Origin of the sequence: Paraneptunicella aestuarii, from assembly GCF_019900845.1 — a bacterium.
In the GTDB taxonomy this organism is placed as follows: Bacteria; Pseudomonadota; Gammaproteobacteria; order Enterobacterales; family Alteromonadaceae; genus Paraneptunicella; species Paraneptunicella aestuarii.
Window position 1 is genome coordinate 658943 of the sequence record NZ_CP074570.1, and the last position, 12035, is coordinate 670977.

Sequence of the window (12035 nt, forward strand, 5' to 3'; positions counted from 1 at the left end):
CTCAACTAGGGCCACGTACAATAATCAATGGATCTTGTGAGCAATAATGCAGTAATTCGTTGGTTGCGCTTCTACACACCAATTGGAAATTCAATTGGGTAAGGATATCGGGAGCCGGATCGTCACCGATATAGTTCACAACCAGATGCAATACTCGTAAATCTTCTTCCAAAGCAAAATTGAAGGTGACCGGTGCGCCATTTCTGTCGATCATAATTGGTCCTTCAGAACGAAACAGCATGTCATTTTTAAGTCGATAAATGAGTTCTAACGAAGGTTGGCTGCTGTCGAAAGTGACATCAAGGGCGTCGGCATTTAACACCGTGGTGCCGTTAATGATGTTGCCGTTATCGTTCGTTGGAATATAGTCTTCATAGCCACAAAATTTAATTCCCCAGGCTAAATTAATATTGGGATACAGCTCAAAATTTACAGTGGAATGCTCGAGCGTGTTTATCGTTACAACAATACTTTCTGACATTGATTTGCTCTATTTATATAGTTGATAAGTTATGGTTAATAAATGATGGTTAATAAATTGCGCGCTGAGTGTGCAATATTTTTAACTTTTAGGGAAGGGCAGTGAAATAGAGTGAAATATTGTGGGTACTAAATAATAGTTCCAAACTATCAGTCACCAATAGAAATTTATCGCAGACACGCCGTTAATCCATCCGTGGAAGCTCCACCGTCGCTTCCCTGCGACGGAGGGTCTGCTTATCACTTTCTATAGGTGACTCGTAATTACGTACATTTATTTAGGTTACAGAATGGATGCTCCGGTCATTGCCAAGTTCAAACACCTTGTCACAGGTTGGGGGTAAGGTGTTCAAGCCATGCTCGGTCAGGCGCTGGTAATACTGAATAAAGTCCCAAATTTGCGCGTCGCTCATCACCTTGGTGTTTGAGGTTTCAGCGAGCGAGGCAGCTAATTTGTGTTCCTGCTCACAACGCCATTTGAACACTTGGCTAAACGCAGGTGCTTTTAACATCACCCAGTAATCCATCAATGCATACAGCGGTTCATAGTCGTTTTTCAGGCATTGATTTACGTACTTGCGCCATGTTCCATCCATATCTTGTTGTGACTCCAGTTCATTAACGGGTTGCTGAAGTTGCTCATCACTTTGAGCTTCAACTCCCCAACACCAACCTTCCATGATGACAATATCGACAGGGCTGGACAGTTGCGACCACTGTGATTCGGGATATGGATTGTCTTGCGCTTTATTAAATCGTGGCACGGCAATGGTAGTCGTTTTTGATTGTTTTAGTGTGGTTAGTACGTCATGCATTTTTTCTGTGTCGTGAGTACCCGGTACGCCTCGTGTTTGCAGCATGGGGTGAATGCTGTTCGCTAATGTGGCACGAGTGTTTCGATCGAAATAAAAATCATCAAGTGACATCACCACGCTGCTTAAGCCTTTTTCTTGCGAAAAATAGCGATGCAGAAAATCCGACAGGGTCGATTTACCAGAACCCTGACATCCATTCACACCAATAAATAAGGGCTTACCTGACAGAGCCGGGGATTGCTTTAATACCATCAATTCTTGAGCCAAGGGCAGAAACCATTGCTGAATGGTGCTGTTGTAGCTTTCAGGTAATTTATGCTCAGTGATGAATTGATGGATTAGTTCGGCGTTAATGGCGGCAACCCTCAGTGAATACTGGTTTGAATTTGAAAAGCAAGCTTAGCAAATTTTGAACAGGGAAATAAGTTGCTCTTTGTTACCGAGCTTTTATGAAAACGTATATGCAAACGTATTTTGGATGGATCAAAAAATTATGTTACTAATGACTCAACTGGTTCCTGATAGTTTCTGGTTTAGTTTTAGTGCAAAAGGTCAACCCAGATGAATACATCGCCTGAGTATTTTCGTCAGCAATATCGAGAAAAATATATCGGTTCCCATTACCACGGCTGGTGGCATTTTAGTTTTACTGTCACCGTATCGAGCGTCATCGCTGTATTGTGTTTTCAGCAACTGGATAATGTCGGTGGCTTGGAATGGTTAACCATTCCATTAACCTTTCTATATGCCAACTTTTCTGAATATTTCGGACACCGAGGGCCAATGCATCACAAACGCAAAGGCTTGGGGCAGGTGTATGAACGTCATACCAACCAGCATCATGTGTTCTTTAACCATGAACATATGGAATTCGACAGTTCCCGTGATTTTAAAGCCGTACTGTTTCCGCCTATTCTCATCGTGTTTTTTCTCGCGGCATTTGGTACACCTATGGCTATGCTATTGGCCTGGTTGTTTAACAGCAATGTCGCTTACCTGTTCGCCTTAACTGGCATCCTGTACTTTCTGAATTATGAATTGCTGCACTTTGCGCACCACCTGCCACCCGACAACCCCATTGCTCGCCTTCCCTTTATGAAAGCACTACGCCAACACCACACCTACCACCACGACCCCAGGTTGATGGGAAAGTACAATTTTAATATTACTTACCCCGTCGCCGACTGGGTGATGGGAACGTATTATTCGGAAAAGAACGATAAGGCTACTTAGCCGTTTAGTTGTTGCTAAAAACCAGAAATGATTTTTGGATCTTGTATTTAAAAGCCTTTGAAATAATTGTGTTTTGACCTTTTCTTTACCATTCAATATATTGATGCTTCGTTTTAGATACCCTTGATGGAGGCTGTTTTGGCGACTCAACATCCAGCCCGACAATTTGCCAAAAAGCTGAAAGATTACTACGGTGATTACAAGACCTTTTATAAGGTCGTATACGGTAAAGAAGCAGAAAGCAGTAATGAACTACAGCGCTTTGTTAACTACATTAATCGCGGTAACTACAGTTTGTCCTTCCTTGAAACTCTGGTACGAAACGCTCATCTTCACCATGTGACGATGGCTGAATTCTTTTTGGGTGAAAAGTAAGCCAATTTTAAAGCTTGTGATGTGTTGCTATCCTATTAAATATCTCTCGCTGACTTAAAAATCAAATATTATTTTTCTTGCTTGTTATCCCTCTCTCGCTCGGCTATTATTCTTACCTAATCTTTCGGGTGATGATTGCCCTGTAAAAAGCTCAGGTTACTATTGTTACCGTCATTGCCAGTTGGGGCAGTGATGAAAACGAGGAGTTAATCTGATGAATTTTAAAAAAGTATTGTGCCTGATGGCGCTGATACTTCTGCCCGGTATCGGTGCAGCAGACGAGAATGTGAGCAGCTTAAATGCGGCAAGTTCACAATCATTTTGTCTGTTGGGATTCTGTTTTGGCGGAAGTGAAGCTTCTGTCACAGGAATTGGAAGTGGAGATCCACCAGGGTCTGATCCTTCAATAAGTGGGCCTGGTAGTGGTAATCCTCCGGGTGGAGATCCTGTTATGTCCACTACGGGAATTGGTAGCGGTGATCCACCAGGATCTGATCCCAATTAACAATATAAGTATTTAATAAGGTGGTTAAAGCAGTTTCACCAAACATTAAGTGAGAAAACTATGCTGGATTATGCAATCGGATTTATTGTTAACAATATTTGGATATGGTTGTTTGCTATAGCTGCCGTTTACAATTATTGGTCGCGGCCTGATCATACTCCAGCATTTGATATGGCTGTTATTTTCTCAGCAATATTTGCTATTTCTCACATTGTTTATGTTCAATGGATTTTGTCTTTTGAAAAGTTAGATAAGGTTTATTATTTGTATTGGGCATGTATCAGTGGTTTAGCTGCTTTAGCCCTATTTGTTAGTCAAAGAATAAGAAAAAACATCATTCATTGGCCTATAGGGTTAGCTATTAGCCTCTCTCTTATTGAAGTGTTGTTCAATCTTGCAGTTCACTTGGATCGAAATGTAGTGGCGTTAAATGGTGCTTTGTCTCCAAATAACTCTATTGAATCTGCATGGTGGCTATGGGATGTCAGAAATATCGTTTTAAACTCCAATAATTTTATTGTACTCGCCTGTTTATTCTTACCCTTTAGTTTGTTTTCCCGTCAAACCCCTATCGACAAATTCTTTTCCAGCGATAGCTTAATGGACAAAGCCTTTAGCCGTATTAGCAAGCTGGAAGATTTAGTCATTGTGATGCCCGAAGGACTGCAAAAACAACACGCATGGCAATGCTTGGTAAGCGCAGAATTTCTATTGATGCAATGGGAGGGGGATGGAGAAGACCGAAGCCATCTCTACTCAGCAAACATCCTCTGCGACCGCGCCCGAATTCTCGCTCTATGCAACGACGAAGCCATTGACATAGAGCTATATAAATACTCAGAAGATCGAATCAAGATCGAGTAATTACTCGCTTGTTTCTGTATCAAATAATTCAGGATTATTGGCTACAATTTGCTTGGCATAGTTGTAGCCTTCTATTTTGGCGAGTTTTTGTAAGTAATTAAGCTGTTTTAACTCTTTAAGAAATTGAATTACTTCTCTTTCATACTTCGACCACCGATCCGTTAATTCAGAATGTGATTCCCAGAAATTTTTAATATTGTCAGGAATATATTTGTTGGTGAAGAGATTCTCTTTAAATACAACGGCAGTTAAGAGGCATAACGGAGATGAAAAACCAGGTTCAATCCCCCCTTTCCAGAATTGTTCAGTGTTCATGCTGCCATATACAGAGCTTACTTGTTCTAGTGATGGGTGATTCATAATAGCATGGAGCAATAATTTATAGTTTGTATAGCTATAAGGTATGGATACTTCATCACTTCTTTCTTTTTTGTTTCTTCCGAATATTTCTGATCTGACACTATGACTATAGGTGTGTAGAATTCTCGATATTAGAGAGTTTAACTCCTTTTCATCCTGAATATATTCTAACAATGAATAGAGGTTTGATAGCCTGATTTCGAAAGCTAGGTGATCTATGGATGTATCCGGATATAGATAGGAAATAATTCCACTTGAATATCGAATATAACTGCAAATTGGGGCTGTTTTGCCATGTTTTTTAATCCATTTCTCCCAAGTTTCATGTTTTAAGAAGTGGCGAGATTGTATTTTGAATTGAAGTGAGCTGTTCTCAAATAGTTCAATAAGTTTGTTAAGGTTCTCGACCTTTATATTTTCACTTGCACCATCTTTGTAATCTTGAGTTATTTCTAACATTGCCTGAGAAATATTCATTCCTATCTTTTCGAATTCAATCACTTGTTTTTGTTTTGTTAGAGAGATGAGGGGGTCTATAAGTGGGTAGTAATCATGCTCTAGATTTTGATAGTTTGAAGTCCAATGTAAAATGCCCTCTAACGATAGACTAGAGATGGTGCGACGTAAAAAAGCGTTGTTTTTTGTTTGCTCACTTATTTCATTGTCATTAAATAGTTTTGATATTAAGTAAATAGCACTTTTCAGAAAAGCATACTCTCTCTTATATAGACTTGGTTTTTTATCAGGAGCATTTTGATTATCAAATATACCCCATGCTATCCAAAAAGCTTGATTGTGATTTAACACTAACTCCTTCAAATAATCATATTTTTCTTCTTCGATATATTGTTCAATTACTGGCACTAACAGCAACTGCATACCCTGTTCTTTTGGTACGCCAAAAAATAGCCCGGAGAGTTCAGGATAAAGAGCCGAAGTATCAATATTTAAAAAGCTTAGAGATATGTTTTTGCTAACGAGTTTTTGACGTAATTCGGCACTGTTATTTGCTTGCCGTAGCAATGCATATAAACAGTAAGCTTGCATGCTAAATTGTTGCCCCCACTGCAATCCCAACATACCTATTCTATTGATAACAGTATTGATTTTTCTTGGTGTGGGGGAAATTTCCAAGCTGCTTTCATATCCAATAAATGTGTCAATAAGTATATCGACTTCACTTTTAGAGTAGGAATTTGAAAACGCTTCTTGCATTTTCTCTTTTAGATAACCAATCCAGTTATTCGGGATTGCCTGGGGGACTTCTACAACGATTTGAAAACATTTGTCTATGTAAGAATCGGCTAGCTGAGCTCTCGTATTACTGTAATCGTAAGTGGCTTGAAGTCCGAATTCGTCTTTGTTTGATAATACAACTTGAGGATGTGGGGAATTTCCGTCCCAAATTTTGCTCAATCCATCACGGTCAAAGGGCACGATAAACCAAACTCTATCAAGCCAGTCGCTATCTTGCGCGTTAACATTTCCAGAGCGATGCTGAAAAAAGGTTTGCAGAGTAATCCAGATATTTTTGGCATGTTCTGCGTCTATGCGGTCAAGGTTATCTATGACTAATATGACTCTGGTGTAGGATTGCCGTCTTGTTCCCGTTAACAAGTAAGACATGATTTTTTTGAAGAACCCTTCAAATTCTATGGATGTGCGGTCAATGTCTTGGGTGATACTTTGGGTTAGTGTTTCTTTATGGTTGGGGTTGAGTAAGGCAAATGAATAATCGGGATCGATGTAGCTTCTAATTGCATTGAATAGGGTGATAACAAAGGGGAGTGATGTAAATACAATGCCAAAGAAGAATAGCCAGTTGATATCTCCTGCTATCTTGTCCCAAGGGGCGTAGAGCTTATCAAAATCTACTTTTGATAAAAGTGTTGCTCCTAGCGGAAATGCAAGTATGGATACTGCTAGCCACTTGGCATAGTTTGATATTTGTTTGGTGTTTTCTGTTGTAATGGTTTTCTTTCGACCACTTGCTCGCTCTCTTATCTCTTTCAGTCTTGGGTCAAGTTGTTTGGATTTAATATTGTTATCTTTGGCTACCTCTAAAATAAGCTCTTCCAGAAAGGTTTTTCTAAGCGTGTCGCCATCATGCGCCCAAGCATCAAATACGTAGAAGAGCGTTCTTTCTTTAGCGTCATCATTTTGATCGGCTTTTAATTTATTACGTAGCAGATTGATAACGGTCGATTTACCAGAACCCCAAGCCCCTTCTAATCCTATAGTGCATGCTTTTCTCGCGGTAGTGATTAGGGAGTAGAGCGACTGGCTTATCCGTTCATGGGTTTTTTCTTCAAAGGCATCGGTATCGGATACTTCTTCGTGCAATACATTAAAGATATACCCGTCATTGGCCTGGTTTGAGGTTTCGTTTGCCACTCTGCTTCCCTTGTATCTTTATCGAGCTTTTGATTCAGATGATTTTTTAAGGGAATCAGAATAGTTAATTTTGGTTATATTTCAATCCTTAGTTTGACTTGTGGTGGCTTTCCTACAACTCCGCAATATAACCCAATGTTTCCGGGTGGCGTTGTACCAGTCTTAGTAGTGTGATGGCTTGTCCGTTGGGGACACTTCGGCCTTGTTCCCAGTTTTCTAATGTTCTTGCCGATGTGTGCATCAAGCGTGCGAACACGCCGCGCGACATATTGTACTTTTCACGAATGCTGACGATTTCTTCTGGTGAAATATCCAGTTCATTAACGTGGTTTACCTTGTGGTTTTTCAGCGTTAACTTGCCCTCTGAGTGAGCTTTCGCTTCAACAAGTGATGAACTGAGTTCTGCAAACAAATTACGATTGTTCATCGATCCATTTCTCCATAAATTCTCTCAATAATTTCTTTTGGGCTGCGGTTAAATCGGTCATTTCATTTTTGGCGTAAATTGTTAGTAAATAGAAACGCCGATAATGGCTGAGATAGTAATAAATAATACGAAAGCCACCTCGTTTGCCCTTGTCTTTTCCCGCAAATCTGACTTTGCGCAAGCCGCCAGTGCCTTGAATTACGTCCCCTTGCTCTGGGTAATACATGAGTTGAGCTTGCAGGAGGCGAAAATCTTCATCGCTTAGGTAATCTTTTCTGTGTTTCTCAAATAGGGTTGATTCAATAAATATGCTTTCCATGCAAAATGTACGCTCCTAACGTATAGTTGTCAATAAGAGGTTTAGGTAAGGCAAATAGGTTGGAATTTACTCCCTGATTGATGCTGTGTGCTAAGGTACGAATAGTTGAGATTTAATGAGCCTCTTTAACCAACGTCTGGGATGAGGTTTTTGGTGAGTGATTGCGATAATGAAAATCTCGCTGCCACTTTTTCTATAGATAATGGAGTAAGGGAAGGTGTTTAAGGGAGCAGAGCGGAAGTTTTCTGGAAGCTTATTTCGAATATCTGGAAAGTTTTTAATAACTTCAAGTTGTGCTTCGATATTTGAGATAAACTTGCTGCCTAGTCCTTGAGCTTTTGATTCGTACCATCCAAATGATCGGGATAATTCGATATAAACATCAGGATGAAAGAATATCGAAGTTAATTTTTCCCTGCCAGTAGTCGTGATTTTATGTCGTCCCATCCTTGAGGCTCCACAGTTCCGTTGTCTATCTCTTCCCATCTCGCTTGAGCAAGTTGTAGCCAAGCTGTTTCCGTTACATCATCGGTATTGCTAGTCCCCTTTGAGTCTAATGAGTCCAGCATGAGTTTTGCCAGTTCAGCCCTCTCTTTTTGTTCTAAATTGTTTGCTTCTTCGAGTAGTTCTCTAAAATCCATCGTTATTTCCTGAAGCTACAATTGTTAATAGCTAAATAATGGCATAGATATCATTGATGTACGAGTATAAAAATTGCACTAATGTAGCTGTGCTTGTACTTAATCATTCCCCAAAAATCCACCTGTTTGATGCGCCCAAAGTTGGGCGTAAATGCCTTCTTTGGCTACCAGTTCTTTGTGAGTGCCTTGCTCTACGATTTGACCTGAGTCCATGACGATCAGTCTGTCCATCGCGGCGATGGTAGACAGGCGGTGGGCGATGGCGATAACGGTTTTGCCTTCCATGAGTTTGTACAGGTTGTCTTGAATCGCGGCTTCGACTTCTGAGTCTAACGCTGAGGTGGCTTCGTCCAGTACCAGAATTGGTGCGTCTTTGAGTAAAACTCGGGCGATGGCGATACGTTGACGTTGTCCGCCTGAGAGTTTTACGCCGCGTTCGCCTACTTGCGCTTCAAGCCCTTTGTTGCCATCGGGATCGGTGAGATCTTGAATAAAGTCCCAGGCTTCGGCTTTCTTACAAGCGGCAATGAGCTCTTCTTCGCTGGCTTCGGGCTTGGCGTAGAGAATATTGTCGCGTACTGAGCGATGCAACAGCATGGTGTCTTGTGTCACCATGCCAATGTTGGCGCGCAGGGATTCTTGCTGAACGTCGGAGACATTGTAGCCGTCTATTAATAGCGTGCCTTTTTCTACATCGTAGAAGCGTAGCAATAAGTTCACCAAGGTGGATTTACCAGCACCTGAGCGTCCGACCAAGCCGACTTTTTCACCCGGTTGAATGTTCAGGTTGAGATGATCGATTAGGCCACTGCCTTTGCCGTAATGAAAGCTGACATCGTCAAAGACGATTTTGCCTGTGGCTTTGGGCATGACGGGAGCGTCGGGTTTGTCCATGACTTCTCTGGGCTGGCTGATGGTTTTCATGCCATCGATTGTTGTGCCCATATTTTCAAACAGAGAGCTGACCTCCCAGATGATCCAATGGCTCATGCCTTTTAATCGCAGCGCTAAACTAATGGCGATGGCAATAGCACCCACGGTAATGCTCTCTATTGACCACAAGTAAATAGACAATGCGCTGACCATAAATACCAGCAGGTAATTCGATACTTCCAGCGACAATTGAATGCCGGTCACTAAGCGCATTTGCTTGTGTACCGTGCCTAAAAAGCCTTCCATGCTTTCTTGCGCGTAATCGGTTTCTCGTTGAGTGTGTGCGAACAGTTTCACCGTTTGAATATTGGTGTAGCTGTCGACGATGCGGCCTGTCATAACTGAACGAGCATCAGCTTGTTCCTGGGATATTTGGCTTAATTTCGGAACAAAGTAGATTTGTATACCTAAATAAATGAAAAACCATATTGCCATCGGCATCATCAATCGAATGTCGGCCATGGCGAGCAGCGCAATGATAGAGACAAAGTAAATGCTCACATAAACAAACACATTCACCAGTTTCATGATGGTTTCGCGAATGGACAATGACGTTTGCATGACTTTGGTGGCAATGCGTCCGGAGAAGTCATTTTGATAGAATGACAAGCTTTGTTTCAGCAAATATCGGTGCGCCAGCCAGCGAATAATCATGGGGTAGTTGCCCAACATAGTTTGGTGAATGAGGGCAGATTGAAAGAAGTTGAGTGTTGGCAGAATGATTAACATAACCACGGCGAATGCTGCGATTTTCTGCCATTCGGTTGCAAAAAAGGTGGCGGGATCTTTCGTCGATAGCCAATCAACAAGCTGCCCCATAATGCCAAATAGTGCCACCTCGGCAGAGGCTAAAAGCGCTGTGAGTATGCCGATAAGCAGTAATGGCAAGCCCATGCCCTTGGTGTAATGTAAGCAAAAAGCAAGCAGGGTATCCGGTGGCGTTTCCGGTTCTTTTTCCGGGAAGGGATTTAACAGCTTTTCAAAAAAACTCAGCATGGCGTTGGCCTGATGTCATATTGTTAAAAAAAAATGTGATGCGAGCGGGCAATGCTCGCTTAAACAAGTTCCGCTATCGCTTGGGAATATTAGGGGCGATTCGGAACTGGGTCAGCTGTTCAAAATGATAAGCCGCCTCAATAATATCAGCTTCCTGGTCTTTGCTGGCAAAAAATGAAATCCCTGCTGGCATATGAGAAACGTATCCCATTGGGACTGTGATATGTGGGTAACCTGCGATGGCTGCTGGTGAAGATGATGAACCGTTGAAATGGTCGCCATTGATAATATCCAGTTTCCAGGCAGGGCCTGTCGATGGGGCTATCAATATATCCAGATTATGAGCTTTAAGTGTGGCATCAATACCTTGCTCCCTTACCATTGAGAGCAATCGGGTTAGCGTATTTTGATATTCTTTTTCTTGCTTGCCCTGACTTGAATTGGCTTGCTCAAATATATCCTGGCTGAATAGCGGCATGGTTGATGCGCTGAATTCTTTGTTTCGCAGGATTAAGTCATTGAGCGTTTTGGCTTTAATACCCGAATGTTTCAAATAATCGGCTACTTCGTCTTTAAAATCCCAAAGCAGGATATTGTATTGATCAACTCGCCATTGGTTCTTGGTTGTAATAGGGGCTTCAGTAATAATCTCTGCGCCTGCTTCACGCATAACGTTTACCGCACGATTAAATAAGGCGTTGACTTGCGGATGGGAATGCATGTAGTTAGACACGATGCCAATGCGCTTGCCTTTTAGTCCCTCTGCTTTCAAATGTTGTATTAGCTGGTTTGAAAAGCCGGAATGCTCATAACTGGCCGCGTCTTTGTCATCTTTACCCAGCATGGCTTGTAACAGGTATACGGCATCTGTGACGCTTCTTGCCATTGGGCCAGCGGTATCAAACTGGCTGGAAATGGGAATAATGCCACTACGGCTAACTGAGCCGACAGACGGTTTGAAACCCACAACACTCATCATGGCGGATGGGCAGGTAATCGAACCGTCGGTTTCGGTGCCTACGGCTACCTGAGCGAGCTCAGCAGCAATAGCCGCGCCTGAGCCTGAGCTGGAACCACAAGGTGAGCGGCTTAAATCGTAAGGGTTACGAGTTTGCCCACCATGAGAACTCCAACCGCTAATTGAGCGAGTAGAGCGAAAATTCGCCCATTCACTTAAATTGGTTTTACCGAGGATAATCGCACCGGCTTTTTTTAGCTGGTCGACAATAAAGGCGTTATGCTTCGGAATGTTATATTTAAGCAGTTCGGAACCTGCCGTATTGGGCATGCCGTCATTGGTGTCGATGTTATCTTTCAACAAAATAGGAATACCGTGCAGTAATCCAAGGTTTTCTTTGTTTGCAGCTAACGTCTTATCGGCTTGAATGGCGTCATTCAGTGCTTTGGGATTGAGTGTGATAACGGCATTGACTTTAGGATTAAGCACATCAATACGATGCAAATAAAATCGCGTAAGCTGTTCTGAGGTTAACTCGCCAGCTCGCATTTTTTCATGAATTTGAGGAATGGTAAGTTGTGAAACGATTGCATCAACCGCATGCGCCGTTTTAGACATGAAAACTAAAAACACTAAGATAAACAGATATTTTGCCATGTTTCCTCAATACGCCTGACTAATCAATAAGAAATGCACACCGAGCTGTGTGATAGGGGATAAAACGCGCAGCGATGG

13 protein-coding genes are annotated in these 12035 nt (G+C 41.9%); 4 read left to right on the plus strand and 9 right to left on the minus strand.

All coding sequences use genetic code 11. The features are described 5' to 3' along the window. Position 1: 1 nt before the first annotated feature. Positions 2-481: a hypothetical protein gene (locus KIH87_RS02765; RefSeq protein WP_232360017.1), complete on the minus strand. Its 480-nt coding sequence runs from the start codon at positions 479-481 to the stop codon at positions 2-4. A gap of 277 nt (positions 482-758) precedes the next feature. Then, on the minus strand, positions 759-1562 hold the full coding sequence (locus KIH87_RS02770; RefSeq protein ID WP_232360018.1) for a kinase: 804 nt from the start codon (positions 1560-1562) through the stop codon (positions 759-761). A 294-nt stretch (positions 1563-1856) separates the two neighbouring features. On the opposite strand from KIH87_RS02770, the gene KIH87_RS02775 reads away from it, so the two are divergent. From KIH87_RS02775 to KIH87_RS02790, 4 genes are all read left to right on the plus strand, one after another. Continuing rightward, a complete protein-coding gene (locus tag KIH87_RS02775) occupies positions 1857-2528 on the plus strand; it encodes a hypothetical protein (protein WP_232360019.1) in 672 nt (223 codons plus the stop codon). A 138-nt stretch (positions 2529-2666) separates the two neighbouring features. Beyond that, positions 2667-2903, plus strand: a complete 237-nt coding sequence (locus KIH87_RS02780; RefSeq protein WP_232360020.1) for a hypothetical protein — start codon at positions 2667-2669, stop codon at positions 2901-2903. Between the two features lie 214 nt (positions 2904-3117). Then, a complete protein-coding gene (locus KIH87_RS02785; protein WP_232360021.1) occupies positions 3118-3408 on the plus strand; it encodes a hypothetical protein in 291 nt (96 codons plus the stop codon). Between the two features lie 60 nt (positions 3409-3468). Beyond that, positions 3469-4272, plus strand: coding sequence for a hypothetical protein (locus KIH87_RS02790; RefSeq protein ID WP_232360022.1), 804 nt, complete (start codon positions 3469-3471; stop codon positions 4270-4272). Here the strand turns inward: KIH87_RS02790 and KIH87_RS02795 are convergent, their stop codons facing one another. The 7 genes from KIH87_RS02795 to KIH87_RS02825 all read right to left on the minus strand — a co-directional run bounded on the left by KIH87_RS02795 (position 4273) and on the right by KIH87_RS02825 (position 11918). Further along, positions 4273-7026, minus strand: coding sequence for a P-loop NTPase fold protein (locus tag KIH87_RS02795; RefSeq protein ID WP_232360023.1), 2754 nt, complete (start codon positions 7024-7026; stop codon positions 4273-4275). Positions 7027-7138: 112 nt separating this feature from the next. Then, a complete protein-coding gene (locus KIH87_RS02800) occupies positions 7139-7453 on the minus strand; it encodes a helix-turn-helix domain-containing protein (protein ID WP_232360024.1) in 315 nt (104 codons plus the stop codon). Then, entirely contained in the window at positions 7440-7772 is a 333-nt protein-coding gene (locus tag KIH87_RS02805; protein ID WP_232360025.1) for a type II toxin-antitoxin system RelE/ParE family toxin, read from the minus strand. The genes KIH87_RS02800 and KIH87_RS02805 overlap by 14 nt, the downstream gene beginning before the upstream one ends. Before the next feature lie 90 nt (positions 7773-7862). After that, positions 7863-8219, minus strand: coding sequence for a type II toxin-antitoxin system RelE/ParE family toxin (locus KIH87_RS02810; RefSeq protein ID WP_232360026.1), 357 nt, complete (start codon positions 8217-8219; stop codon positions 7863-7865). Further along, complete coding sequence (locus tag KIH87_RS02815; RefSeq protein WP_232360027.1) at positions 8177-8413, minus strand: addiction module protein; 237 nt, start codon at positions 8411-8413, stop codon at positions 8177-8179. The genes KIH87_RS02810 and KIH87_RS02815 overlap by 43 nt, the downstream gene beginning before the upstream one ends. A 99-nt stretch (positions 8414-8512) precedes the next feature. Next, on the minus strand, positions 8513-10342 hold the full coding sequence (locus tag KIH87_RS02820) for an ABC transporter ATP-binding protein (RefSeq protein WP_232360028.1): 1830 nt from the start codon (positions 10340-10342) through the stop codon (positions 8513-8515). Between the two features lie 73 nt (positions 10343-10415). Continuing rightward, positions 10416-11918 (minus strand): amidase, encoded by a 1503-nt coding sequence (locus KIH87_RS02825; protein ID WP_232360029.1) that lies wholly within the window; start codon positions 11916-11918, stop codon positions 10416-10418. Between the last annotated feature and the right edge of the window lie 117 nt (positions 11919-12035).

Coding starts and splice junctions, on each gene's coding strand:
- KIH87_RS02820 (WP_232360028.1), bottom strand. CDS start 10,342: ATGCTGAGTTTTTTTGAAAAGCTGTTAAATCCCTTCCCGGAAAAAGAA.
- KIH87_RS02785 (WP_232360021.1), top strand. CDS start 3,118: ATGAATTTTAAAAAAGTATTGTGCCTGATGGCGCTGATACTTCTGCCC.
- KIH87_RS02825 (WP_232360029.1), bottom strand. CDS start 11,918: ATGTCTAAAACGGCGCATGCGGTTGATGCAATCGTTTCACAACTTACC.
- KIH87_RS02765 (WP_232360017.1), bottom strand. CDS start 481: ATGTCAGAAAGTATTGTTGTAACGATAAACACGCTCGAGCATTCCACT.
- KIH87_RS02815 (WP_232360027.1), bottom strand. CDS start 8,413: ATGGATTTTAGAGAACTACTCGAAGAAGCAAACAATTTAGAACAAAAA.
- KIH87_RS02775 (WP_232360019.1), top strand. CDS start 1,857: ATGAATACATCGCCTGAGTATTTTCGTCAGCAATATCGAGAAAAATAT.
- KIH87_RS02800 (WP_232360024.1), bottom strand. CDS start 7,453: ATGAACAATCGTAATTTGTTTGCAGAACTCAGTTCATCACTTGTTGAA.
- KIH87_RS02810 (WP_232360026.1), bottom strand. CDS start 8,219: ATGGGACGACATAAAATCACGACTACTGGCAGGGAAAAATTAACTTCG.
- KIH87_RS02805 (WP_232360025.1), bottom strand. CDS start 7,772: ATGGAAAGCATATTTATTGAATCAACCCTATTTGAGAAACACAGAAAA.
- KIH87_RS02790 (WP_232360022.1), top strand. CDS start 3,469: ATGCTGGATTATGCAATCGGATTTATTGTTAACAATATTTGGATATGG.